24 protein-coding genes, 1 tRNA gene, 2 pseudogenes and 1 riboswitch are annotated in these 22,940 nt (G+C 68.8%); of the genes and pseudogenes, 15 read left to right on the top strand and 12 right to left on the bottom strand.

The features are described from left to right. Positions 1-62: 62 nt before the first annotated feature. Both ACQPZ4_RS00435 and ACQPZ4_RS00440 read left to right on the top strand, forming a co-directional pair. Entirely contained in the window at positions 63-854 is a 792-nt protein-coding gene (locus tag ACQPZ4_RS00435; RefSeq protein ID WP_433054407.1) for a LamG-like jellyroll fold domain-containing protein, read from the top strand. A 107-nt stretch (positions 855-961) separates the two neighbouring features. Continuing rightward, positions 962-1,097, top strand: a riboswitch (cyclic di-AMP (ydaO/yuaA leader). An 11-nt stretch (positions 1,098-1,108) separates the two neighbouring features. Continuing rightward, positions 1,109-2,107 carry an NlpC/P60 family protein gene (locus ACQPZ4_RS00440; protein ID WP_433054410.1) on the top strand — a complete coding sequence of 333 codons (999 nt, stop codon included), beginning with the start codon at positions 1,109-1,111 and terminating at the stop codon, positions 2,105-2,107. A gap of 36 nt (positions 2,108-2,143) precedes the next feature. On the opposite strand, the gene dcd is transcribed toward ACQPZ4_RS00440, so the two are convergent. Beyond that, positions 2,144-2,722, bottom strand: coding sequence for a dCTP deaminase (gene dcd, locus ACQPZ4_RS00445; protein ID WP_433054413.1), 579 nt, complete (start codon positions 2,720-2,722; stop codon positions 2,144-2,146). Continuing rightward, the gene (locus ACQPZ4_RS00450) at positions 2,703-3,179 is read right to left on the bottom strand and encodes a MarR family winged helix-turn-helix transcriptional regulator (RefSeq protein WP_433054416.1); all 477 of its coding nucleotides are present in this window, start codon (positions 3,177-3,179) and stop codon (positions 2,703-2,705) included. The genes dcd and ACQPZ4_RS00450 overlap by 20 nt, the downstream gene beginning before the upstream one ends. Before the next feature lie 66 nt (positions 3,180-3,245). Here ACQPZ4_RS00450 and ACQPZ4_RS00455 point away from each other — a divergent pair, with 66 nt between their 5' ends. From ACQPZ4_RS00455 to ACQPZ4_RS00465, 3 genes are all read left to right on the top strand, one after another. After that, entirely contained in the window at positions 3,246-3,752 is a 507-nt protein-coding gene (locus ACQPZ4_RS00455; RefSeq protein WP_433054419.1) for a pyridoxamine 5'-phosphate oxidase family protein, read from the top strand. 9 nt (positions 3,753-3,761) lie between these two features. Continuing rightward, a tRNA-Gly gene (locus tag ACQPZ4_RS00460) sits at positions 3,762-3,832 on the top strand. Between the two features lie 314 nt (positions 3,833-4,146). Next, the gene (locus ACQPZ4_RS00465) at positions 4,147-4,884 is read left to right on the top strand and encodes a nucleotidyl transferase AbiEii/AbiGii toxin family protein (RefSeq protein ID WP_433054422.1); all 738 of its coding nucleotides are present in this window, start codon (positions 4,147-4,149) and stop codon (positions 4,882-4,884) included. Between the two features lie 93 nt (positions 4,885-4,977). On the opposite strand, the gene ACQPZ4_RS00470 is transcribed toward ACQPZ4_RS00465, so the two are convergent. Next, complete coding sequence (locus tag ACQPZ4_RS00470; protein ID WP_433054425.1) at positions 4,978-5,457, bottom strand: carboxymuconolactone decarboxylase family protein; 480 nt, start codon at positions 5,455-5,457, stop codon at positions 4,978-4,980. A 120-nt stretch (positions 5,458-5,577) separates the two neighbouring features. On the opposite strand from ACQPZ4_RS00470, the gene ACQPZ4_RS00475 reads away from it, so the two are divergent. Beyond that, complete coding sequence (locus ACQPZ4_RS00475; RefSeq protein WP_433054428.1) at positions 5,578-6,459, top strand: LysR family transcriptional regulator; 882 nt, start codon at positions 5,578-5,580, stop codon at positions 6,457-6,459. 596 nt (positions 6,460-7,055) lie between these two features. Here the strand turns inward: ACQPZ4_RS00475 and ACQPZ4_RS00480 are convergent. Next, positions 7,056-7,346, bottom strand: a complete 291-nt coding sequence (locus tag ACQPZ4_RS00480; protein ID WP_433054431.1) for a helix-turn-helix domain-containing protein — start codon at positions 7,344-7,346, stop codon at positions 7,056-7,058. Positions 7,347-7,371: 25 nt separating this feature from the next. Next, positions 7,372-7,710 (bottom strand): type II toxin-antitoxin system RelE/ParE family toxin, encoded by a 339-nt coding sequence (locus ACQPZ4_RS00485; RefSeq protein ID WP_433054434.1) that lies wholly within the window; start codon positions 7,708-7,710, stop codon positions 7,372-7,374. Between the two features lie 326 nt (positions 7,711-8,036). On the opposite strand from ACQPZ4_RS00485, the gene ACQPZ4_RS00490 reads away from it, so the two are divergent. Together ACQPZ4_RS00490 and ACQPZ4_RS00495 are read left to right on the top strand one after the other, a co-directional pair. Further along, positions 8,037-9,194 (top strand): LCP family protein, encoded by a 1,158-nt coding sequence (locus tag ACQPZ4_RS00490; protein WP_433054437.1) that lies wholly within the window; start codon positions 8,037-8,039, stop codon positions 9,192-9,194. A gap of 214 nt (positions 9,195-9,408) precedes the next feature. After that, positions 9,409-9,570 (top strand): hypothetical protein, encoded by a 162-nt coding sequence (locus ACQPZ4_RS00495; protein WP_433054440.1) that lies wholly within the window; start codon positions 9,409-9,411, stop codon positions 9,568-9,570. Between the two features lie 31 nt (positions 9,571-9,601). On the opposite strand, the pseudogene ACQPZ4_RS00500 reads toward ACQPZ4_RS00495, so the two are convergent. From ACQPZ4_RS00500 to ACQPZ4_RS00515, 4 genes and pseudogenes are all read right to left on the bottom strand, one after another. After that, positions 9,602-10,399 (bottom strand): annotated as a pseudogene (locus tag ACQPZ4_RS00500) (PP2C family protein-serine/threonine phosphatase); the annotation flags it as partial. Between the two features lie 128 nt (positions 10,400-10,527). Next, a pseudogene (locus ACQPZ4_RS00505) lies at positions 10,528-10,726 on the bottom strand (serine/threonine-protein phosphatase); the annotation flags it as partial. Between the two features lie 47 nt (positions 10,727-10,773). After that, positions 10,774-11,403 (bottom strand): septal ring lytic transglycosylase RlpA family protein, encoded by a 630-nt coding sequence (locus ACQPZ4_RS00510; RefSeq protein ID WP_433054443.1) that lies wholly within the window; start codon positions 11,401-11,403, stop codon positions 10,774-10,776. Between the two features lie 148 nt (positions 11,404-11,551). Then, the gene (locus tag ACQPZ4_RS00515; protein WP_433054446.1) at positions 11,552-13,321 is read right to left on the bottom strand and encodes a proline--tRNA ligase; all 1,770 of its coding nucleotides are present in this window, start codon (positions 13,319-13,321) and stop codon (positions 11,552-11,554) included. Between the two features lie 138 nt (positions 13,322-13,459). Between ACQPZ4_RS00515 and ACQPZ4_RS00520 the strand changes: the two genes are divergently transcribed. Together ACQPZ4_RS00520 and ACQPZ4_RS00525 are read left to right on the top strand one after the other, a co-directional pair. Next, the gene (locus ACQPZ4_RS00520; protein ID WP_433054449.1) at positions 13,460-14,233 is read left to right on the top strand and encodes an endo alpha-1,4 polygalactosaminidase; all 774 of its coding nucleotides are present in this window, start codon (positions 13,460-13,462) and stop codon (positions 14,231-14,233) included. A 54-nt stretch (positions 14,234-14,287) separates the two neighbouring features. Continuing rightward, positions 14,288-16,219 (top strand): hypothetical protein, encoded by a 1,932-nt coding sequence (locus ACQPZ4_RS00525; RefSeq protein WP_433054452.1) that lies wholly within the window; start codon positions 14,288-14,290, stop codon positions 16,217-16,219. Here the strand turns inward: ACQPZ4_RS00525 and ACQPZ4_RS00530 are convergent. Next, on the bottom strand, positions 16,203-17,000 hold the full coding sequence (locus ACQPZ4_RS00530; protein ID WP_433054455.1) for an alpha/beta fold hydrolase: 798 nt from the start codon (positions 16,998-17,000) through the stop codon (positions 16,203-16,205). The genes ACQPZ4_RS00525 and ACQPZ4_RS00530 overlap by 17 nt on opposite strands. A 15-nt stretch (positions 17,001-17,015) precedes the next feature. Continuing rightward, entirely contained in the window at positions 17,016-17,789 is a 774-nt protein-coding gene (locus ACQPZ4_RS00535) for a MerR family transcriptional regulator (protein WP_433054457.1), read from the bottom strand. Between the two features lie 103 nt (positions 17,790-17,892). Between ACQPZ4_RS00535 and ACQPZ4_RS00540 the strand changes: the two genes are divergently transcribed. The 3 genes from ACQPZ4_RS00540 to ACQPZ4_RS00550 are packed head-to-tail and all read left to right on the top strand — an operon-like array spanning position 17,893 to position 19,894. Further along, entirely contained in the window at positions 17,893-18,588 is a 696-nt protein-coding gene (locus tag ACQPZ4_RS00540) for a hypothetical protein (protein ID WP_433054460.1), read from the top strand. Then, positions 18,585-18,908, top strand: coding sequence for a transcriptional regulator (locus ACQPZ4_RS00545; protein WP_433054463.1), 324 nt, complete (start codon positions 18,585-18,587; stop codon positions 18,906-18,908). The genes ACQPZ4_RS00540 and ACQPZ4_RS00545 overlap by 4 nt, the downstream gene beginning before the upstream one ends. Next, a complete protein-coding gene (locus ACQPZ4_RS00550; RefSeq protein ID WP_433054466.1) occupies positions 18,905-19,894 on the top strand; it encodes an alpha/beta hydrolase family protein in 990 nt (329 codons plus the stop codon). Before ACQPZ4_RS00545 ends, ACQPZ4_RS00550 begins: the two co-directional genes overlap by 4 nt. A 41-nt stretch (positions 19,895-19,935) precedes the next feature. On the opposite strand, the gene ACQPZ4_RS00555 is transcribed toward ACQPZ4_RS00550, so the two are convergent. Further along, positions 19,936-20,325 carry a hypothetical protein gene (locus ACQPZ4_RS00555; RefSeq protein WP_433054469.1) on the bottom strand — a complete coding sequence of 130 codons (390 nt, stop codon included), beginning with the start codon at positions 20,323-20,325 and terminating at the stop codon, positions 19,936-19,938. 85 nt (positions 20,326-20,410) lie between these two features. On the opposite strand from ACQPZ4_RS00555, the gene ACQPZ4_RS00560 reads away from it, so the two are divergent. Next, entirely contained in the window at positions 20,411-20,878 is a 468-nt protein-coding gene (locus ACQPZ4_RS00560) for a MarR family winged helix-turn-helix transcriptional regulator (protein WP_433054472.1), read from the top strand. A 16-nt stretch (positions 20,879-20,894) separates the two neighbouring features. After that, positions 20,895-22,910, top strand: coding sequence for a PKD domain-containing protein (locus ACQPZ4_RS00565; RefSeq protein WP_433054475.1), 2,016 nt, complete (start codon positions 20,895-20,897; stop codon positions 22,908-22,910). Positions 22,911-22,940: the final 30 nt, after the last annotated feature.

Genomic DNA, 22,940 nt, shown 5'->3' on the forward strand with positions numbered 1-22,940 from the left:
GGTTCGGGGCATCATGTCCGGTTATGCGCCGCCCCCGCCGGTTGATGCTGTGTGCCCTTGTCGTGGGCCTCGTCGTCGGCGCCGGGCTGTTGGTGCGGCGTTCTTTCGAGGATCAGGCGGCCTCGCCGTTGACTGGCGCCTCGTTCGGGATGGGGAGCGCGCCGGGCGTGTCGTCGCCGCCGTCGCCATCTGCTGCCGCATCAGGCCATAAGGCCAATTCGGTCCGCTTCACCTTCGACGGCGGACTGGGTGAGCCGGTGGGTGATGCGTCGGGCCGGCTCGGATTGCACACTCGGAAGGCAGAAGGCGGACAGCTATCGGTCGTTCCGCACGATGGCGGACTCGCGGTACGTTTTCCTCCGCGCTGTGAGCATTACGGTGCGGAAAGTTGCGCACGCGCGATCCTGCAGAGCGGACCCGCCGGGTTTCTCAATCCCGGCCGGGGATCCTTTACGTACGGCGCCACGGTGCAGGTTCATCCAAATGAGACTTCCAAGGGCGCCAATGTCGTCCAAAAGGGGTTCTCGGTCGGTGACAGTCAGTTCAAGCTGCAGGTCGACGGGGACGCCGGCCAGCCCAGCTGTGTGATTGTCGGCACACATTCCGACACCATTTACGTGGCCCTGGCATCGCGGTCCGTCGCTGACGGGCGGTGGCACCGGATCGCGTGTTCGCGCGGTAACTCCCTGCTCACCGTGGTTGTCGACGGGGTCGAGGCGGGCCGCGCGAGCATTCCGTCGTCACTGTCCATAGCGAACGAGGATCCGCTCTGTATTGGTGGCAAGGGGACCAGCGCGAACAACGATCAGTTCGTGGGTGCAATCGATGATGTGTTCGTCACTCGAATCGCCTGACCTTCGGGACAAATCGGACAAGAATCGCGCAGGACTTGTACCTGGGAACCCGGCCCCCTTAACGTGAATTCGCGTCGGCTGGATGTCCGCGCCCACCACGGGCGCGCCAGGCGGCACCGCCGAGTCGATTTCGAGCCGGGGACCCAAGCGTTCCATCGGGGTGAATCCGCGCAGTTCGCGCGGTAGGGCGACCTTCCCGCCCGAACCCGTCAGCTAACCCGGTAGGCGGCCATGGAAGAAGGAGTAACTCCTCGGTGGAGACCCATCTGAGGTGGACGGGACGGGCCGGCCGTCTGACCCGGCTCCTCGTCGCCACCCTCGGCGGTCTGACCCTCGCACTCGGCATCACCGGCGGCGCCCACGCGGACCCGACGCCCGGCGAGATCGAGAAGCAGATCGACGACAAGTGGAACACGATCGAGCCGGTCATCGAGCAGCACAACCAGCTCAACGCCGAACTCGCCGCCAACAAGACCAAGCAGAAGCAGCTCGAGGCCCAGATCGCCCCGCTGCGCGCGCAGGTGGACGCCGCCTTCGACAAGGTGAGCGCGTTCGCGGTGCTGCAGTACAAGAACGGGCGCGTCTCGAAGCTCGACGCGATGCTCACCACCGGGTCCCCGGACACGTTCATCGACCAGATGACGCTGCTCAACATGGTGGCCAAGGACGAGCAGGCGCGGATCAAGGACGTCCTCGTCGCCAAGCAGCAGTACGACGCCCAGAAGGGCCCCCTCGACGAGCTGATCGCCAAGCAGGCCGAGCAGGAGGCCGCCCTGGCGAAGCAGCAGACCCAGATCGAGGGCGACATCAAGAACCTGCAGGACATGCGCCTGAAGGCCTACGGCAGCGGCACCGGCACGGGCTCGCTGAAGCCGGTCGCCTGCCCGCAGCAGTACGACGGCTCGCCGGGCAGCAAGGCGGCCCAGATCGGCTGCCAGCAGATCGGCAAGAAGTACGTGTGGGCGACCGAGGGTCCGAACACCTTCGACTGCTCGGGCCTGACCATGTACTCCTGGAAGCAGGTCGGCGTGACCTACCTGCGGCACTACACGATGTGGCAGTACCAGGACACCAAGCGCGTGGCACGAGCCGACCTGCGCGCCGGCGACCTCGTCTTCTTCTACCCCGACAAGCACCACGTCGGGCTGTACGTCGGCAACGGCTGGATGGTGCACGCACCCAATCCCAGCGAGCCGGTGCAGATGAAGAAGATCGACTCGGAGCCGATATCCGGGTACGGCCGGGTGGCTTAACTTTTCAGGGCGGGCCCTTCTGGGCCCGCCCTTTTGTTACTTTGTGGGCCAGGTCCGCCAGTTCTGCCAGGAACGGCTCGGCGTAGGCCCGCGCTGCCCCTGATACCGCGACCCGTACACCGCGGACCCATACGGGTGCTCAGACGGCGAGGACAGCCGGAAAATGCACAGCTGCCCGATCTTCATCCCGGGCCACAGCCGGATCGGCAGGTTCGCCACGTTCGACAGCTCCAGCGTCACGTGCCCGGAGAAACCCGGATCGATGAACCCGGCCGTCGAGTGCGTCAGCAGCCCGAGCCGGCCCAGGCTGGACTTCCCCTCGAGCCGCCCCGCGAGCTGATCCCCGAGCGTGATCACCTCGAGCGTGGACGCGAGCACGAACTCACCCGGGTGCAGGACGAAGGACTCGTTCTCCTCGACCTCCACCATGGACGTCAGATCGTCCTGCTGCACCGCCGGATCGATATGCGTGTACAGATGGTTGTTGAACACCCGAAACCACCGATCGAGCCGCACGTCGATGCTGGACGGCTGGACCAGCGCCTGATCGAACGGCTCGAGGCGCAGCTGGCCGCCTTCGAGCTCCTTGCTGAGGTCACGGTCGGATAGCAGCACCCTCTGAGGTTACGTTGGCCTCATCGGCCGCTCTTGCAGTGGCCTCCAGGGCCTGTTTGATCACTTGGTTGGTGGCGTCTATCTGCGCCGGTGTGAACTGCTCCAAAGCCGCCCTCATGTGTACGCCCAGCGGCGCGAAAAACTCCGCCGCCAGCGCCCGGGCCTTGGGCTGGATGTCGAGGTTGATCCGCCGCCGATCGGTGGGGTCGGGCCGGCGCTCGACGTGCCCGGCCCGTTCGAGGCGCACCAGCAGGGCCGTGGTGGCCGCGGGGCTCAGCGAGAGCCGCCGGGCCAGCTCCCCGGGGGTGAGCGGCTCCTGGTCCTCAGCGGCCCGCCAGATGTGCGCGATGGCGTTCATGTCCGTCCGATGCAGCCCATGCGCCCGCGCGAACACGTCAACGAACCGGTCCGCCTCAACGTTGAACCGCCGCAGCAGGTCGATGAGCTCGTCCGTCACCGCTTCATCTTGCCCCGTTCGGGGAAAACGGCAATGATCGTACAGGTGTTCGAGTAAATTTGGGTTATGGCATCGTGGGCTGACTTCGCCGCCGCCGACCCTTCACTGGCGGCGGCCATCCAAACGCTCGTCTGCCAGTACGGCCCGGGCCTGGGCTACCTGGCAACCGTCCGCCCTGACGGCGGCCCGCGCATCCACCCGGTCTCCCCGGTGATCACCGCTTCCGGCTTGTACTGCTTCGTCCTGCCGTCCCCGAAGCGCCACGACCTGGACCGGGACGGCCGCTACTCCTTGCACAGCTTCCCGTCGGACTCCTCGGACGACGAGGCCTACCTCTCGGGGCGGGCTGTGCTGGTGTCGGATTCAGACCTCGTGGCCCGGTTGGCCCTGCTGATGCGGGCGGCGCCGGGGATCGATTGGAAGCTCTACGAGTTGTCGATCGACCTGGCGATGTACGTCTCACATGGGGGCTCGACGCCTTCTGGCCGCACCGTGTGGAAGGACCGGGCGGGGCATGTTCCACGGGCACGGCATAATGGTCCGTGCGCTGAGGCCGTGGATTCGGTACAGTAGGCGTCGCTCGCGGGTGTAGTTCAATGGCAGAACATCAGCTTCCCAAGCTGACAGTGAGGGTTCGATTCCCTTCACCCGCTCTCTTCCAGCCTGGGGCTCGAGCCCCAGACCCCACGATCGATGGCCCTCGCCGTCGTGGTTGCTACGCACCAAACACCTTCACTGCCTCCCCGCTGGCGCGTCTCCAACGACGAGCAGTCGTCCCTTGGAAACTCTCCGAGCCCGCTCGTCGGTCAATGGCGTGTCTCGCCCATGCTGAGGAACTGCAGATGTGGCTTGACGGGCCGACGTTGTTGAGGCTCTGGCCTGATCTCGTGCTGCCACCGCAGGTTCGACAACTTTGGGAAGCGCACTTCCCCGATCTCGCCACCACGCGGCGGCCTGCTGCCTAGTGATGCACGACAAGGCACCGACGCACCGACGGCTCGCGGAGATCGGACTACGCGCTGGCGGCCAGCATGGGTTCGCTTTGGCCGGCGGTCACGCCGTGGCCGCCCACGGCATCCTGCAGCGCCCAAGCGAGGACGTCGATCTCTTCGCCGACTGGCAGCGACGGGCCGACTTTCCCGCCGCGGTCGAGGTCGTCATCGCCGCCTATATGGCAGCCGGCTACGAGGTTGAGATCGACCATCGTACGGATACCTTCGCCCGGCTCTACCTCACAGACCCGGCAGAGCCAAGCGAGCACCACCGCGTCGAGCTGGTCGCCAACTGGCGCTTGCAGCCGCCGGTACAGATGGACATCGGCCCGGTGCTGCATGCCGACGACGTCATGGCCGGCAAGGTGGACGCGCTCTACAACCGCGCCGCCGCACGCGACTTCCTCGACATCGACGCTGCAATCACGAGCTCCAGGCCGCCCAGCGATCGCTTGACCTGGAGAATCAGGCGTCTGACCTGGGCGACCTGTACGGTTCCCAAGCTGACAGTTAGGGTTCGATTCCCTTCACCCGCTCAATCCCGGGATCCCCCTGTTCGCGCCAGAGCGCGAACAGGGGGATTTCGCATAATCCCTGGGGCCCGAGCCCCAGACCCCACGATCTGTGGTCGCCCTCCGCCGTGGTCGGCCGTACTTGGCCCCTCCAATTGCCAAGGCCAAGCTCAGGACGTGAAGCCAGAGCCGGGCCTTTGATCGTTCCGGGGTCTGGCCGATTTCTCGGGCGATTGACGGGCTACAAGCGTCCGTCGCCAGAACCCCGCGGCAGCATCGTTGGTCGCGGCCCTTTCAGTAGCCGTACTGGCCAGGCTGGTAGCTGCCGCCTTGCATGCGGGTGATGACGCCGAGGCGGTTGTTGGCGTTGATGATGGCGATCAGGGTGACGAGTGCGGCGAGCTGTGCCTCGTCGTAGTGATTGGCGGCGTTTGTCCAGGCTTCGTCGGTGACGCCACCGGAGGAGTCGGCGAGGCGGGTGCCCTGTTCGGACAGTTCGAGGGCGGCGCGTTCGGCGTCGGTGAAGACGGTCGCCTCGCGCCAGGCGGCGACGAGGTTGACACGGGTCGTGTCCTGGCCGGCGGCGAGGAGGTCCTTGCCGTGGACGTCGGTGCAGTGGGCGCAGCCGTTGATCTGGCTGGCGCGCAGCAGCACCAGGTCGCGGGTGACAGCGGGCAGCGTCGACTCCTTGATGAGGACCATGCTGGCCGAGCCGAAGTGCTTCATCGCCTTGGCGACCGTTGGGGTGTCGAGCAGGTTCAGACGAGCGCTCATGATGAGCTCCTCACACGGTGTGGGTGGTGATGCCACCCATCGTGCTTCCGGCCGACAAAGCGGATCAACGGTGAAGATCGCTATGCTGCGGTAAGCCAGAGTTACCGCCGGGGGGTTGCAGTGGAGCTCCGCGACATCGAGATCTTTCTGACGCTGGCCGAGGAGCTGCACTTCGGACGGACCGCCGAGCGGTTGCACCTCACCTCGGCCAGGGTCAGTCAGGCGATCCAGAAACAGGAACGGGCCATCGGCGCCCGGCTGTTCGAGCGCACCAGCCGGGTGGTCCTGCTCACCGCCGCGGGCGAGCGACTCCGCGACGATCTGCTCCCCGCCCACCGGGATCTCAGCGAGGCGATCGAGCGCGCCAAACTTCATGCCCGGGGCAAGCACCACGTCCTGCGCGTGGGGCTGATCCCGGCCAACGTCCGGGAACTACGCCCGTACTTCGACGCCTTCACCGCTCGTCACCCGCACTGCGAACTTCGCCTGCGCCACAACCCCTTCGTGGACGCGTTCGGGCCGTTGCGTCGCGGCGAGATCGACGTTCTGGTCTCCTGGCTTCCGGTTGAGGAGCACGATCTGACCGTCGGCCCCGTGATCTTCACCGAATCGCGAGTCCTCGCGGTGGCGGCCGATCACGCGCTTCTCGGGGCTGTCTCCATGGAGGCGCTTGGAGACCACAGGTACGCCACCGACCCTCACCAGCCCGAATACTGGCAGGACTCCTTTCTTCCCTTCCGCACCCCTCGCGGACGCCCCCTCACCCGGGCCGGCGCCGTCACGACCATGGACGAACTCAACACCCTGATCGGCACGGGAAACAGCGCCGCCCTGCTCGGACGGCACGCCGCCCGCTACTACGCCCGTCCCGACATCTCGTATGTTCCGGTCTCCGACGCCCCGACCCTCCGTTGGGGTCTCGTCTGGCGCCGCGACGCCGAAACCGCCCCCCTCCGCGACTTCGCGCAGACCGTCCAGGCCATCGGCCCCCGCCCCCTCTGACACACCCAATGCCTTGAACGTCTTTCGCCCATCGAGCCCTTGTCGCGCCGGGCGGTTCAACGAACCGGCTCACCATCTGGCTCCGTGCCATTGGCGTGCCATTACGGCAGGCTCAGTGAGGTCGCTCCAGGCCGGTCGATGCCGTGTGGTTGAGCACCTGGCCTGGGAGAGCCGGGCTGATCTGTGCAGTTCCCAAGCTGACAGTGAGGGTTCGATTCCCTTCACCCGCTCCAACGTTCAGACCCTGGTCAGGACATAAGTCCAGCCCAGGGTCTTTCGCGTCCGACCACTCGAAACGCTTGGCGGGCCATCAGGAGACTGTCGGCCTCATCGGGTCGGCAGGCTTGGTCATGACGTGTGGCGCGGGAGTCGCTGCATCTGCGTCGTCCGTCCTGACGACGGCGAACAAGCCAGCGTGAAAGATGCGGACAGCATGCTCGAGGAAACTCGCTCGGAGCTGGGCAGACGTGATTTGTCTGCCGCCGCGACGGTGACACCGTAGTGATACTGCGCGTGGAGGGCCGCCACGGCGCCCCTTCCGGCTGGATGGTGGGGTGGCATACAGGGCGGCCGCCGGGGTTGTAAATCCTGCCGCTTCAGGCCGCGGCTTCGCGATGGGGCCGGAAGGTGATGTCGAGCTCCGCGTCGAGTGCTGCTGCGAGTCGGGTCAGCAGGGGCACGGTGGGTGTGGCACCACCCGACTCCAGGCGTGACAGTTGCGGCTGGGTCATGCCGGCGCGCTCGGCCAACTCGCCCTGGGTGAGTCCGAGTTCGGTGCGTCGGTCGTAGACCATCTGGCCGAGCAGGAGCGATGCCCGGGCCTCCTCGTAGGCGGCGTTGTGCTGCTCGGCGCCGGTGCGCTCCCAGCTAGAGTGGCGTGCCGTCATAGTCCTTCCGCCTTTCCGCTGTGCTTCATTGCCATTTTCGCTCGAAGGTCACGCTGGCCGGCGCGTGTTCCTCGTGGCCTAACTCGCAGGTCTGCTGGGCGGCGACGGCTCGCATGACCTCGGCGCGTTCGACTCGGCGGGACTTGCGGAATACGGTCAGCAGCACCACCCGAGTCTGCGGCGCAAGCCAGTAGCCAATGCGAACGGCCGACCGGTCCAGGTGGAACCGCAACTCACGCGTCTTGCCACCAAGATGGCGCGAGTACGGCTCGCCGAGAGTCTCGGCGTGGTCGGCAAGGATGTCGGCCATCGCCTCGACCTTGGCGTATTCCGTGAGTCGCAAGGTTTCGAGCCAGTCCCGCACCTCTGGCTCCAACTCGATGACTTTCTCCCTCGCCAGACGATATACCGTTCGTGGTATGTCGCCAAGCAGGAGTTCGGCCCATGAGTGGGCCATCAGACCGGGCGAAGTCTGACCGCGCCAGGCCGCCCACCGCCAGTGGCGACCTGCTTCCCTTCACCCGCTGGGGCCCGAGCCCAGACCCCACGTTCCCCGGTGATCGCCGCGAGCGCCGTGCGGGCTGAGACGATGCGCACACCGTTCAGCCGGTTGGCCCTGAACCGCAACCATTTGCGGGCTCGGATCCGTCTTCAGAGGCGGAACTCGGACGTGGGCTGCGGGGGTATGTGGTGAAGCGAAAGAAGCGGGACCCGTTGTGGGCGCGCCTGTCCCTGGTAGGCGGCGCCTTCCTGGTGCTCCTCAGCGGCGGCACGCTAGTAGGCGGCAACCTGTTGCTGCAGCACTACAGCGACCAGATCGCCCACGACGGCGGACTCGGAGAGGCGGCCGCCGCCGGGGCCACCATCGACGGGCCCATCAATCTGCTCCTCGTCGGTATCGACGAGCGGGTCAACAAGGAGGAGATGGGCGCGCGAGCCGACTCGATCATCGTCGCCCACGTGCCGGCCTCGCATGACGCGCTCTACCTGATGTCGATTCCCCGGGATACCAAGGCGGCGATCCCGGCGAACAAGAAGACGAAGTACAACGGGGGCACGGACAAGATCAATGCCGCGTTCCAGTTCGGCTATCAGAACGGCGGCGGGCGGGATGGCGGGCTGGAGCTGCTCGCCAGGACGGTGAGCAATCTGGCCGGCGGCTCGCTGAAGTTCAACGGGGCCGCGATCGTGAACTTTGATGGGTTCAGTGGGCTGGTCAACGCGCTCGGCGGGGTTGACATGTGTGTCGACGAGAAGGTCACGTCGGTCCACACCGGGTGGAACACGAAGACCAAGGCTGAGGGCGTGCCGTACAACTTCAATGCGGACGGCATCCCGACCAGCCTCAAGCCGAACATGCAGCCCATGGTCTACGAGGTCGGCTGCCGGCACTTCGCGGCTTGGGAGGCCCTCGACTACGTGCGGCAGCGGGACAAGCTGGCGAACAACGACGGGGACTACGGCCGGCAGCGGCACCAGCAGCAGTTCATCAAGGCCATGGCCAAGAAGGCGATGAGCGCCGGCGTGCTGGCCAACCCGATCAAGGGGACCGAGGTTCTCGGGCAGGTCGGCAAGGCCGTTTCGTTCTACAACAACAACGTCTCCCTGACCGACTGGATGTTCACGCTCAAGGGCGTCAACCCCGACGGCATGATGACGCTGCGCACGAACAACGGGCAGTTCAAGAGCGAGACCATCAACGGCCAGTCGTTCGAGGTGCTCGATCAGAACGCGCTCGATCTGCTCCAGGCGTTCAGCACGGACAACGTCGGCGCGTTCGTCGCCGGGCACCCGGAGATGGTGGCCAACGACGCCGCCACACCAGCGACCGCCCCATCAAAGAACTAGCGCGTCCGATCGCCCGGCCGCCAGGCGGGACCACTGGGCGATCGGGCGTCCGTCTGGTCGCGCCACATGAAGTACGCGATCAGCTGCCGGCGGCCCTCGAAGACGTCCAGCAGGGGGACGGGGCCGTCGGGGACACGTGGACCTCGAAGTGACTTTGCTCTAAGGAAGGGCGAGCCATATGGTCAAACTCCGGTAAGCGTGCCAGGAGGAACCTGTGGCTGAGATTCGCGTGCGTGCCTTTCCCGTGCACGATCAGGAGGCCCGGGAGCGGTCGGAGGCCGATATGGCCAAATGGATCGAGGCAGGCTATCGGATCGTCGGCACCAACCTTCACGAGCACATGGTCATGCTGATGGTGACGTTCCAGAAGGACTGACGCGGCGCACCCGTCGGCAGGGGAGCGTCAGTTACGACGATGCAACGCCCGCGCCGCCGATTTCCCAGCTCGGGACCTGGGCCTGGGGTTTCACGCCCTGGTATTCGACCAGGACCAGCGCGATGTCGTCGTCCAACCGGCCGCGCACCCAGTCCAGCAGGGCGCTCTCCAGCGATTTCAGACCATCCGCGACGGTACCGTGCCCAAGCAGCCGCTGCGCCCGCTCCGCCGTCGGGAAGAACTGGCCGTCGCGGCGCGCCTCGGCCAGGCCGTCGGTGAAGAACAGCAGGCGGTCGCCGGGCTCCAGGCGTTCGACCCGCGGCTTGACCACCGGCATGAAGCCGAGCGGCGGGGCGTTGGCCGGCGGCTCCAGCGGAATGACCCGCCCGCGGCGCAGCAGCAGCGGGGCCGGGTGGCCGCAGTTCACGATGGTCAGGGTGCCGCCGCGCTCCTCGATCAGCGCCGCCGTCACGAAGTCCTCGTCGCCCAGCGAGCGGGCCACCGCGCGATCCAGGTCGGCCACGATGGCGCGCAGGTCGGCTCGTTCGAAGGCGACGTGGCGGTACGAGCCCAGGACGATGCTGGCCAGGCGGACGGCGTCCAGGCCCTTGCCGCGGACGTCGCCGATGATCATGCGGACGCCGTAGGGGGTGTCCAGCGCCTCGTACAGGTCGCCGCCGATGTCCGCCGCCGCGCTCGCCGAGATGTAGCGGGCCGCGACCGTCAGCGGGCCTACCTGAGGGCCCAGCGGGCGCAGGACGGCACCCTGGGCGACCTGCGCGAGGTGGGACAGCTCGGCGTACCGCGCGATCTGCCGCTGCCGGATCGCTCCCACGGCCGACGCGATGCCGCTGGCGACCACGACGCCGCCGAGGTTGAGCATCAGCACGAGCATGCGGTCGCGGGTGTGCATGAGCTCGATCGAGCAGAAGACGAAGGCGAGCAGGGTCGAGGCGCTGCCGACCGCCAGGACCTCCGGCCACGAGGCGAACGCGGCGGCCAGGAAGGGGGCGGCGGCGAGCAGGCCCACGTAGTCGGCCCGGAACCCGTCGGCGACCTCGGCGGTCAGGACGAGTGCGAGCAGCACGAAGGCCGCGCCGACTCCGGCGCGGGCTTCGGGAAGCAACTGACGTTTCATAGGTCCGGCCAACAGCATGCCACCAACCGACCGCCGGGCCGTTCCATCAAACGGCCGGGTCTGTCTTACTTCAGTACCTCATACTTCGCGTCGATCACGCCGGCGCTCACCGAAGCGATCTTCACGAAGGCGCCCTTGGCGAGGTCGAGACAGCGTCCCGCCACGAAGGGACCCCGATCGTTGATCCGCACATCGACGGATTTGCCGTTGGCCAGGTTCGTGACCCGGACGATCGTGCCGAACTTCAGCGTCTTGTGAGCCGCGGTCAGCCCGTTGGGATCGAAGTTCTCGCCGTTGGCGGTCTTCTGCCCATCAGCGTAGTACGAGACCTCGCAGGTGCCACTGCTCGCCACCTCGGCCGGGGCCTTGGTGGTCGGGCTCTTGGTCGGGGTCTTGGACTTGCTCGGCGTCTTCGACGGCGTCGGCGACGCGGAAGTGCTGGTCAGGCCCGATTCGACGCCCTGGGCGGGGTCCAGGCTGGGCTGCGCCGAGGGCGACGGGCGCTCACCGCGGTCGGCCCGGTCCTGCGGGCTGCGCTGGGCGTCGACCGCGGCGGCGGACTTCGGGTCGTCGCCGCCCATGTTCATGGTCGCCACCGCGCCACCGACGAGCGCGACGACGGCTGCGACCCCGGCGATCATTGGGATGAGGTGACGGCGACTGACAAGAGAATGTCGGCCGGACAACGTCTGCACCCTTCGTCGACAGCAAGGCCGTGACGCAACGTATCGGCCCCTCCTGGCGGCCAGTCAAACCGAAGAGTCTTTCATGTGGTGATTTGCCCGCATACTTCTGACCGTTCGGCCGACCCGCCAAGGAGCCGATCGGCCGAACCCGGCAGCGTTATGCGCGAACCGCCGCAACCACGGCTTCGGCGGCGGTTTCGGCGGGGAGTTCCGTTTTGTCGCCGGTCTTGCGGTCGCGCAGCTCGACCACGCCGTCGGCCAGGCGCTTGCCGACCACCACGATCGTCGGCACGCCGATGAGCTCGGAGTCGTTGAACTTCACGCCCGGCGAGACGTCCTTGCGGTCGTCGAGCAGCACGGTCAGCCCGGCCGCCTCGAGGTCGGCGGCGAGCTTGGCCGCGCCGTCGCGGATCTCCTCGGTCTTGCCCGCCGCGACCACGTGCACGTCGGCCGGGGCCAGCTCGCGGGGCCAGCACAGGCCGCGCTCGTCGGCCGTCTGCTCGGCGACCACGGCGACCGCGCGGGTCACCCCGATGCCGTAGGAGCCCATGGTCACGACCTGCGACTTGCCGTTCTGGTCGAGCACGGAGAGACCGAGGGCCTGCGCGTACTTCCGGCCGAGCTGGAAGATGTGCCCGATCTCGATGCCGCGGGCCTGCTCGAGCCGGCCGCCGTCGACCGGGCAGATGTCGCCGTCGACGATCTTGACCGCCTCGATGGTGCCGTCGGGGGTGAAGTCCCGGCCGGCGACGAGGTGCATGACGTGCTTGCCGGGCTCGTCGGCGCCCGTGATCCAGGCGGTGCCGTCGACCACGCGGGGGTCCACGAGGTACCGGATGCCCGACGAGTTCTTCTCGCCCAGCACACCGGGCCCGATGTACCCCTTGACCAGCGCCGGATGCTGCGCGAACTCGGCCTCGGTCATCGGCGTGACCTCGGCCGGCGACACGACGGCCTCGACGCGGCGCAGGTCGACCTCGCGGTCCCCGGGCACGCCGACGGCCAGCGGCTCGCGCTTCCCGCTGGGCAGGGTCAGCATCAGCATGACGTTCTTGAGCGTGTCGCCCGCGGTCCAGGCCCGGTCCGCGCGCCTGAGGTCCTCGCGCGCGTTGAACAGGTCGACCAGCGTCTCGATCGTCGGCGTCTCGGGCGTGTCGGCGACCTGGGCCGCCGGCTGGCCCTCGATGGGCAGGGCGGCGGGCGGAGGCGTCACGACCGCCTCGACGTTGGCCGCGTAGTCGCCGTTCACGCAGCGCACGAACGTGTCCTCGCCGATCTCGCAGTTGGCGAGGAACTCCTCCGAGGCGCTGCCGCCCATCGCGCCGCTCATCGCGGAGCAGATGACGTAGTCCAGGCCGAGCCGGTCGAAGATCTTGATGTAGGCCTCGCGGTGCCGCCCGTACGCGGCGCGCAGGCCGTCGTCGTCGACGTCGAAGGAGTAGGAGTCCTTCATGACGAACTCGCGGCCGCGCAGGATGCCGGCGCGCGGACGGGCCTCGTCGCGGAACTTCGACTGGATTTGGTACAGCGTGAGCGGCAGATCCTTGTACGAGGAGTACAGGTCCTTCACGGTGAGCGTGAACATCTCCTCGTGCGTGGGGCCGAGCAGGTAGTCGCCCTGGCGCCGGTCCTTGAGGCGGAAGAGGTTCGCGCCGTACTCGGTCCAGCGCCCGGTCGCCTCGTAGGGCTCGCGGGGCAGCAGGGCGGGGAACACCAGCTCCTGGCCGCCCATCGCGTCCATCTCCTCGCGGATCACCCGCTCGATGTTGCGCAGCACCCGCAGGCCCATCGGCAGCATGGTGAAGATGCCCGGCGCGACGCGTCGCACGTATCCGGCGCGGACCAGCAGCCGGTGGCTGGTCACCTCGGCGTCGGCGGGATCCTCGCGCAGTGTCCGCAGGAACAGCGAGGACATCTTCAGGACCATCTGAGTCCACCTTCTTGTGGCCGTTTCCGTCACATTGGACGATACCGAACCTGTCTTCCTGGTTTTCCTCCCTGTCACGCACTGGAGTCGCACCCGGCTTCCACCCGCCCCGCGGCCGGGCGCGCCGATCTCCGGTCCATGCGCCGACTCCTCGCCACCCTGCTGGCCGCCACCGCCGCCGTCCTGGCCGCTGCGACTCCCGCGGCCGCCGCCACGCCTGCGCACTGGCGGCCCACCGTCGGGCTGACCTGGCAGATGCAGTTTTCCGGCAAGCTCGACACAAGCATCCAGGCCCAGGTGTACGACATCGACGGCGCCGACTCCACGCGAGCCCAGGTGGCGGCGCTGCACAAGCAGGGCCGGAAGGTCGTCTGCTACGTGGACGCCGGCTCGTACGAGAACTGGCGCGCCGACGCCGCCAAGTTCCCGGCCGCGGTGCGCGGCAAGGCGCTGGACGGCTGGCCCGGCGAGCAGTGGCTGGACGTGCGCAACTGGGCCGCCCTGCGCCCGATCCTCGCCGCGCGCTTCGCCGACTGCGCGGCCAAGGGCTTCGACGCGGTCGACCCGGACAACATGGACGGCTACAGCAACGACTCCGGCTTCCCGCTGACCGCGGCCGACCAGCTCACGTTCAACCGCCGGGTGGCCGACCTCGCGCACTCCCTCGGCCTGGCGGTCGGCCTCAAGAACGACCTGGACCAGGTCAAGGCGCTCCAGCCGGCGTTCGACTTCGCGGTGAACGAGTCCTGCCGGCAGTACGCCGAGTGCGGGCAGCTCACCCCGTTCATCGCGGCCGGCAAGCCGGTCTTCCACGTCGAGTACAGCGCGGCGCAGTGCCCGACCCCGGCTACGCTGCGTTTCAGCAATATCCGCAAGCGGGTGAACCTGGACGCCTACCGCGCCGCCTGCTAGCGCTCTGAGCTGGGAATTCTTGACCTGTCATACCCCTCGCCTACACTGCACCGGGTGAGATTCCGGGTGCCGGCCAAGGCCGTCGACACGTTGGTGATGCTGGGTTATGTCCTCGGCGCCATGTACGTGCTGGGCCGCCTGTGGGTGGATCCCAACGGGCGCTACCTGACGCTGAACTTCCAGGACAGCTTCACGTTCGAGTGGTTCCTGACCCACGCGACCGAGCTGTTCGCGCACGGCGAGACGCCGTTCTTCTCCGACGACGTGAACTCGCCGCTCGGCGTGAACCTGATGGCGAACACGTCGGTGCTGACCCTCGCGCTGCCGCTGACCCCGGTGACGCTCTGGCTCGGCGCCGGCGTGACCTTCGCGCTGATCTCCACCCTGGCCCTGGCCGGCACCGCCATCGCCTGGTACTGGGTGCTCACCCGCCACTTCGGCCGCTCGCGCCTCGCCGCCGCGGTCGGCGCCGCCTTCCTGGGCTTCGCGCCGGCCATGATGTCGCAGATCGCCGGCCACCCGAACATCGCCGGGCAGTACTTCATCCCGCTGATCATCGCCGCCGTCTTCCGGATGCGGCACCCGGGCCACGTGTGGCGGCAGGGCGCCTGGCTCGCCGTGCTCGTCGTCCTGCAGGCCGGCATCAACGAGGAGATGCTGTTCTTCACGGCGATGGCGCTGTTCGTGTTCATCCTGTCCTACGTGCCGTGGAAGCAGCTGCCCGGCTTCGCCAAGGTGATGCTGCCCAAGTGCGGCGTGACGCTGCTGGTCGCCGGGGCGGTGCTGGCCTACCCGCTGTACTTCCAGTTCTTCGGCCCGCAGCACTACAGCGGCCTGGACGACGGGGTGCGCGGCATCAACCTGGACGCGACCTCGTACGTCACGTTCGGCCGCTACTCGATCGCCGGCGACGTCGACACCGCGGCGACGCTGAACAAGGGCAACGCCAGCGAGGAGAACAGCTTCTTCGGCTGGCCGCTCGCCCTGTTCCTGGTGGCCGGCGCGGTCGCGCTGTGGCGCAACCGGCTCTCCCGGGCACTGTTCACCACCGCCTTCGTCTTCGCGGTCTTCTCGCTGGGCGACGTGATCCGCTTCAACGGCATCGACCGCACCAACTTCCACGGCCCCTGGAAGTGGATCGCCAAGCTGCCGCTGTTCGACTCGGTGGTGCCGACCCGGCTCGGCCTGATCGTCACCGTCTGCGTCGGCGTCGGCATCGCGCTGCTGGTCGACAAGCTGGTGGTCGAGAAGCTGCGGCCGGCCGAGGTTCCGGCCGAGGTCCCGGCGCCCGCGACCGAGGTGCCCGCGCGGGAACCCGAGCCCGCGCTGGTCGGTTCCGGCGGGTCGGGCGACGCGCCGATCGGCGGCGACGAGCCCGAGTCCCCGGAGCCGCCGCGCCCGCCCGCCCGCACCGGCGGCGAACAACGCAGCCCGCGGACCGCGCTGATCTGGGGCGTCGCCCTGCTGGCCGCGCTCATCCCGCTGTTCCCGACCCCGCAGCCGGCCAACGGCCGCCCGAAGCTGCCCGCCCTGTTCACCAACGGCAACTGGCGCACCGAGCTGCCCCCGAACCCGGTGGTGGCCCCGCTGCCGGGCGGCTGGGTCGACAACATCAAGATGATGCGCTGGTCGACCGAGACGAACTTCGAGGTCAAGCTGACCGGCGGCTACTTCCTCGGCCCGAACGACACCAACCCGGACGACAAGTTCGCGCACTTCGGCCCCGGCTACCGCGACACGGTCATCTTCCTGAACACGGTCGCCGCGATGAAGACGTCGCCGGCCGTGACCGAGACCCAGCGCGCCGCCATCCGGGCCGACATCAAGCACTGGAAGGCCACCACGCTGGTCATGCCGGTCGGGTACGCGAACGAGAAGGTCCTGCGCGAGACGATCGACAAGCTCGTCGCGCCGGACGCGGCCCCCTACCGAATCGTCGGCGGGGTCTACCTGTGGGACGTCCGCTCGATCAGCGGCACCGGCTGAGCACCAGCTCCGCGGCTCGGCGGGGATGCATCTCCGGGATCCAGTGGCGCACGCCGCGCAGGATTTCGAAGGTGTACTCCCCGTCGACCCACTGACCGCACCGGCGCGCCAGGCGCTCCGTGACGTATTCGTCCCCGTCGCCCCACGCGAAGAGCGTCGGCACCGGCACGCGCGGGGTGGGCGTGCGGGGTTTGGCGAGGATTGCGCGGTACCAGTGCAGGGCTCGGCGGTTTTCGGCGAAGGCGTATCGGTGCGCGTGCTCCGGCCCGAGCCCGCTGGCCAGGAGCCGGCGTTCGAGGAACCGGGGCGTCAGGATCAGCTCGGGCAGCACCGGTAGCTGGAAGAACCCGATGTAGGCCGACCGGCGCAGCTGCTGCGCGCCGGCGTTGGCCCAGGCCGCGGGGTGCGGCACCGAGAACGCGGTCAGCGTCCGGACGCGCCGCGGGTGCCGGCCGGCGACGTGGAACGCGAGCGCCGAACCCCAGTCGTGCCCGGCCAGATCGAACCGGTCCACCCCGGCCTCGTCCGCGAGCGCGAGCACATCGGTGGCGAGGACTTCCAGGGTGTACCGGCGCCGCTGTTTGGGTCTTGCGAGCTCGGCATAGCCGCGCAGTTCCGGCACGAGCACCCGCCGGCCGGCCGCGACGAGCTCGCGGGCGACGCCGGACCAGGCCGCGCGGTCCTGCGGAAAGCCGTGCAGCAGGATGATCGCGGGCGCCGCCGGGTCGCCGAGATCGTCGACCTCGAACTCGAGCCCGTCGTTGCGGAACCGCTCGATCATCCCGCCATTCAAGCATCAGTCCAGCGCGGTCATGAACGACCAGAAGCCGCCCTCGGGGTCGCGCACGCTGTATTCGCGCACGCCGTAGGGCATGTCCTCGGGCGGGTAGACGATCGCGGCCCCGGCGCCGGCGACCCGGGCGTGGTGCGCGTCGACGTCGTCCACCATCACCGACACACCCGCGGTGGCGACCCCCACGGTCCGCGGCGAGGCGAGGCCGAACCGCTCCGACACCCGGTGCAGCCAGATCACCCCGTCGCCGGCCTCCACTTCGGCATGAAAGACGGTTCCGTCGGTACCCCGCTCGAGGCGACCGGCGCCGAGCCCGAACACTTCCACGAGGTACCGGTGCATGCCTTCCAGGTCTTCATAGACCAACCCGATGATCCGGCGTTGGATCGTCCCCTGCAGCATGGTCATCTCCTCCACGGTCTTGAGCATTGCCTGCGCGTCCAGCGGCCCGTCCACCCCGAGCGTGTCGACCATCCCCTGCAGCCCCGACCGCAGCCGATGCGCCGCGGCGACCTGCCGATCCACCTCGTCGAGGTGCCGGTGGACGGCCGCGCCCAGGCTCCAGGCGGGATCGTCGAGCGCCCGGGCGATCTGCTCCAGGGGCACGCCGAGGCGGCGGAGGAGGCAGATGCGGTACAGGCGCTGGATGTCCTCGCTGTTGTAGAGGCGGTGCCCGCCGGAGCTGCGCTGCCCGGGGCTGAGCAGGCCGATCTCGTCGTAGTAGTGCAGCGTGCGGACCGTGAGGCCGGTGGCCCTGGCCAGTTCCCCGACGCGCATCGCTTGCTCGCTTCCTGCCACGCCTCCTGACGCTATTGCCTGACGTGCCGTGAGGTTCAAGGGTGCTCTTGCGCAAATCGGTTTGGAATGCAAACCTATTGGCATGACTTCAGATGCGGTGCCGGCCGGCGGCGACCCCCGCCGGGTCCTGGCCGACGTACGCGAAATGGCCCGCCGGGTCCGCCTGGCCCAGCGGGTGACCTGGCTGCCGCTGCTGCTCCTGGGCCTGGTCACCCTCGGGGCGATCCTGGTCTACCGGTTCAGCCACCCCGTCCTGAGCGACTGCCGGACCGTTGCGGACGGCCAGATCTGCAAGGCCTGGTTCCGGGCGGCCCAGATCTACTGGCTGTCCGCCCTGGTCCTGGCCTACCTGGCGATCGCCGCCGGCTACATGCTCGTGGCGCGCTCGCGGGGCCTGGGCGCCCGCGTGCGCCCGTACGTCCTCACCGGCCTGGGCCTGCTGGTCCTGTCGGCCGCCGCGTCCGCGACCTGGGGCGCGCTCGGCTCCCCGGGCTTCCCCGACGAGGCCCCGTCGCCGTTCGTCCAGTTCCTGTTCCGCGTGGTCGACCCGGCGGGCATCATCGGCCTGGCCCTGCTGGTGCTGGCCTGGCTGGAACGGCACGTTGCGCTGCTGGCCTTCACGCTGGTGTACCTGGTGGTCGTACTCGTCCCGATCAACTTCGGCTGGGGCGAGGGCTGGGGTCCGAACTGGCAGTTCGCACCCCAACTCGTCATCAACGGCGGTCTGCTCCTGCTGGGCGCGCTCGGTTTCGCCGTCGCCGGGCGGCGGTCCCGATGACTTCTGATCCGCACCCGGTGACAGGCCTGGACGACGTGGTCCACCAGCGGGTCCGCCTGGGCATCCTGACCATCGCCCACGAGGCCCGCCGCGTCGAGTTCGGCTTCCTGCGCACCCAGCTGGCCCTGACCGCCGGCAACCTCTCCCAGCACCTCGGCGTCCTGGAGTCGGCCGGCCTGGTCGAGGTCGAGAAGGGCTACGAGGGCAAGCGCGGCCGGACCTGGATCATCCTGACCGCGGCCGGGAACACCGCGCTGGCCGAGGAGATCGGACGCCTGAAGCAGCTCATCGCCCGCTTCGAACCCCCGGAGGACCGATGATCACCCGTCGCTCGCTGCTCGCCGCCGGCGCCCTGCTCCCCGTCGTGCTCGCCCCCGGCCCGGCCTGGGGCGCCACGACTCCGCGGCTGACCCTGCCCGCTCCGACCGGGCGGTACAAGATCGGCACCTCGTCCTTCCGGCTGATCGACCGGTCCCGCCGCCGGGAGCTGATGAGCCAGATCTGGTACCCCGCGACGGTCACTCGCCAGCCGGCCGCCCCGTGGATGCGCGAGGCCCCGCTGCAGGCCCTGCTGTCATCCGCGGGCTTCGACCCCGCCACATCTCCGGTGACGTCGGCCCATGAGGACGCGCCACCCCTGCGTTCCCTGGGCCCGATGCCGATCATCCTGTACTCCCACGGTGCCGGCGGCCACCGCTCGGAGGCGACGATCGTGGTGCAGGAGTTGGCGAGCCACGGGTACGCGGTGCTCGCCGTGGACCACACCGGCGACGCGTACACCGAGTTCCCCGACGGCCGCCTGAGCGTTCCGGCCGGCTCCTCCACCCCGTGGGACCACGCCTTCGACATGCTCTTCGTGCTGGACCGGCTCGCGCAGCTGCCGCTGCCCCTGAACCTTCGGCGCATCGGCATGTTCGGCTGGTCCAAGGGCGCGACCGCCACGGCCCTGGTCATGAACTCCGACCGGCGCGTGCGGGCGGGCCTGAGCCTCGACGGCCCGATGGAGTCCCAGCCGCGGCCGGCCTCCATCGACCGGCCGTTCATGCTGATGACGGCGGAGTACACCCGCGACGCCCCCGACTCGCCCGTCGCCGATTTCTGGGCATTGCTGCGCGGATGGCGGCGCGACCTCCGGGTCGAGGGCGCGCCGCACTCGGGGTTCGTCGACCATCAGTGGCTGATTCCCCAGCTGGGCCTGGACGAGGAGGAGCTCGCGGGCTGGATCGGCACGCTCGACCCGGCCCGCGCCGTGCGCATGCAGCAGGTGTACCCGCTGGCCTTCTTCGACCAGCACCTGCGCCTTTAGCGAGTATCTGCGCCTTCAGCGGATCGGCGACCGGCGTCGACTCACAGGCGGTCGAGGGCGGCTTCGAGCGCCGGCGCGTCGAAGCTGCCCATCGGCATGGTCGCGGTGAGGCGGTAGGTCTCCCGGCCGTTCGCGTCGAACAGCAGCGTGCCGCTGTGTTGCATGACCAGGGTTCGGTTCAGGCCCACGGACCGGTGTGCGACCACCCCGTCCGAGGACACGACGGTGAGGCCGCCCGCGATCCGGCGCACCTTGGCAGCCTCGGCCGGGCCACCCGGCACCACCACGGCGCCGGCCACGCCGCGGGTGGCGAGGCCCAGGTTGTCCAGGCTCTTCACGTGGCGCAGGCACACCGGGCAGTTCGCGGCCCGGATGAAGTACAGGACCAGGCCCTTGCCGTCGCCCCGCAGTCCGTCGATGTCGATGCTCATGACCCACTCCTTCAGTAGGTAACTCGGTTACCATCATTAGATACGTAACCGAGTTACCCAGTCAAGGATTGAGTAGGGTTTTGGCATGACCGCTGAGCCGGATCTGGACCTGGGCGTGCTGCTGGCCGCCGCCTGCGAGCGCATCGTGCGCGAGATCCTGGGCGCGGCCGCGGCGGCCGGGTATCCGCACCTCACCCCGTCGCAGTCGCTCGCCGTGCTCTTCATCGGCGACGGCCTGGACACGGTCACCCAGCTGGCCGAGCGCCTGGGCATGACGACGCAGGCGATCAGCAAGATCTGCGCCACGCTCGCCGTGGAGGGCCTGCTGGAACGCCAGCCGAACGAGGTCGACGCGCGCAGCCGCCGCCTGGCCCTCACCCCGTCCGGCGCCAAGGCCGTCGAACGCATGCGCGAGGCCGGCGCCGCCGCGGAGCGGTCCTGGATCGACCTCGTGGGGGCCGAGACGCTCGCCGTCGTCAAGCACGCGCTGGCCGCGTTCGCCTTCGCGCCGCGTACCGGATCCGCGAGCCCTGTTCGGATTCGCTTCTCCTGAGCCGCATAATGCGCGCGTGCGCAATCGATTCGTGGCCGGTCTCACGACGACGTTCGTGGCGGCCGGTCTCGTCTTGCTGTCGGGCGTTCACCCCGCCGCCGCGGCAGCCCCCGTCGAGCTCCTCTACGCCACCGCCGTCAATATGCCGACGACGTTCATCGTCGATCCGGCGCTCGGCAAGTACGTCAGCACCACCGAGGCCGGGAGCGGGGCCGGCGAGGTGGCCATCGCCTCCGACGCCGGAATCGCCGTCATCGCGGACACGACCAACAATGCCGTTGTCGTGGCCGGGCTCAGCCGCGGCGCCATTCAGCGCCGGATTCCCGTCGGCCGATCCCCGCGCGGGGTCGCGATCGCGCCCGACCGCCGGCACGCCTATGTCGTCAACTACGGCGACAACTCGGTCTCCGTCATCGACCTCGGCACCTTCGCCGTCACCGCGACCATTGCCGTCGGCCGCGGTCCCGAAGACGTTGCCATAACCCCGAACAACCGTCGCTTGTACGTCACGACGGTCGACGGCATCAGCGTGCTCGACGCCACCACCAACACCGTCGCCGGCACCGTTCCCGCCGGACGGAACCCGGGCGGCGTGGCGGTCACCCCGGACGGCAGGCACGCCTACGTCGTCAACCGGGCGGCGAGCACGGTGTCGGTCCTCGACACCGCGACGGACACCGTCACGGCCACCGTGGGCGTGGGCACGTCGCCGCAGTTCGTGGACGTCACGCCGGACGGCGCGCGGGCCTACGTCACCAACGGGAACGACCGCACCGTGTCGGTGCTCGACACCGCCACCAACGCCGTCGTCTCGACCATTCCGCTCGGCTTCAGCCCGGTCGCCGTCGCCATCGCGCCGGACGGCAGGCGCGTCTATGTTTCAGGATCCGACGGTACCGTGGCGACGATCGACGCCGCCGCAAGCGCCGTGACGTCCTCGTTCGTCGCGTGGGGCGGCGGCTTCGGCCTCGGGCTGGCGGTCGGTACGGTGAACCCGGTCGCGCCCGTCGCGAGCCTCACCCTGAACCCGGTCGTCGACCTCGGCGCCTTCAACAGCGACACCTCGGGCTCGCTGCCGGGCACCGGGGGCTTCGCGAAGTCCACCTGGGACTTCGGCGACGGCATCGTCGAGACGGTCGCGGGCTGGAACAACGGCCACATCTACCGGCACGGCGGCCACTACACCGTGACGCTCACCATCACCGACCACTACGGCGCCTCCAGCACCGTCACCCGGCAGATCTCGGCCTACCCCAAGCTCAGGCCGATCTCGCTGCTGGGGAGCAACCTTCGGTACGTCACCGCGGACGCCGGTGGCAGCCAGCCCCTGGTCTCCAACCGCACCGCCGTCGGCGGCACCTGGGAGCGCTTCGACCTCGTCGACGTGGGCGGCGATGTCGGCCTGCGCTCGCTCGCCAACGGCAAGTACGTGACGGTCGACCCGTCCACGGGCCGCCTGACCGCGAACGGCACGGACGCCGACGCCTTCGAGATGGTGCCCATCGACCACGGCGCCTTCGGGCTGCGTTCCCGGCGCACCGGCAAGTACCTCAGCAGCAACAACGGCGCCGCCCCGCTGACCGCCGACCGCACCGGGATCGGCGCGTGGGAACGCTTCTACCAGCTGACCGGCGAGCTCAGCGCGAACAACCGCGTCCGCGCCCTGGTCAACAACCGGTACGTCAGCGCGGAGAACGGCGGTACCAAGCCGCTGATCGCCAACCGCGACGCGACCGGCTCCTGGGAGCAGTTCGACCTCATCGACGCGGGCGACGGCTGGGTGGCGCTGTTCTCCCACGCCAACTACCAGTTCGTCACCGCGGAGGCGGGCGGCAACCAGCCGCTGATCGCCAACCGGGCGACCGTCGGCGACTGGGAGCGGTTCAGGGTCGACCACAAGATGTACATCAACGGCGACCTGCTGCTGGCCGGCGCGAACGGCAAGTACGTCAGCGCCGAGGCGGGCGGCAACCAGCCGCTCATCGCCAACCGCACGACGCCGGGCGCGTGGGAGCAGTTCTTCGTGTCCTGATGGCAGGGTCCGCTTCTCCAGCGGACCCTG

This window comes from Dactylosporangium sp. CS-033363 (genome assembly GCF_050942475.1).
In the GTDB taxonomy this organism is placed as follows: domain Bacteria; phylum Actinomycetota; class Actinomycetes; order Mycobacteriales; family Micromonosporaceae; genus Dactylosporangium.

Bases quoted from the DNA above. Each gene is read 5' to 3' on its own strand.
- ACQPZ4_RS00455 (WP_433054419.1), top strand. From the start codon at position 3,246: ATGGCATCGTGGGCTGACTTCGCCGCCGCCGACCCTTCACTGGCGGCG.
- ACQPZ4_RS00465 (WP_433054422.1), top strand. From the start codon at position 4,147: ATGCACGACAAGGCACCGACGCACCGACGGCTCGCGGAGATCGGACTA.
- ACQPZ4_RS00470 (WP_433054425.1), bottom strand. From the start codon at position 5,457: ATGAGCGCTCGTCTGAACCTGCTCGACACCCCAACGGTCGCCAAGGCG.
- ACQPZ4_RS00480 (WP_433054431.1), bottom strand. From the start codon at position 7,346: ATGACGGCACGCCACTCTAGCTGGGAGCGCACCGGCGCCGAGCAGCAC.
- ACQPZ4_RS00515 (WP_433054446.1), bottom strand. From the start codon at position 13,321: ATGGTCCTGAAGATGTCCTCGCTGTTCCTGCGGACACTGCGCGAGGAT.
- ACQPZ4_RS00520 (WP_433054449.1), top strand. From the start codon at position 13,460: ATGCGCCGACTCCTCGCCACCCTGCTGGCCGCCACCGCCGCCGTCCTG.
- ACQPZ4_RS00530 (WP_433054455.1), bottom strand. From the start codon at position 17,000: ATGATCGAGCGGTTCCGCAACGACGGGCTCGAGTTCGAGGTCGACGAT.
- ACQPZ4_RS00535 (WP_433054457.1), bottom strand. From the start codon at position 17,789: ATGCGCGTCGGGGAACTGGCCAGGGCCACCGGCCTCACGGTCCGCACG.
- ACQPZ4_RS00540 (WP_433054460.1), top strand. From the start codon at position 17,893: ATGACTTCAGATGCGGTGCCGGCCGGCGGCGACCCCCGCCGGGTCCTG.
- ACQPZ4_RS00545 (WP_433054463.1), top strand. From the start codon at position 18,585: ATGACTTCTGATCCGCACCCGGTGACAGGCCTGGACGACGTGGTCCAC.
- ACQPZ4_RS00550 (WP_433054466.1), top strand. From the start codon at position 18,905: ATGATCACCCGTCGCTCGCTGCTCGCCGCCGGCGCCCTGCTCCCCGTC.
- ACQPZ4_RS00555 (WP_433054469.1), bottom strand. From the start codon at position 20,325: ATGAGCATCGACATCGACGGACTGCGGGGCGACGGCAAGGGCCTGGTC.
- ACQPZ4_RS00560 (WP_433054472.1), top strand. From the start codon at position 20,411: ATGACCGCTGAGCCGGATCTGGACCTGGGCGTGCTGCTGGCCGCCGCC.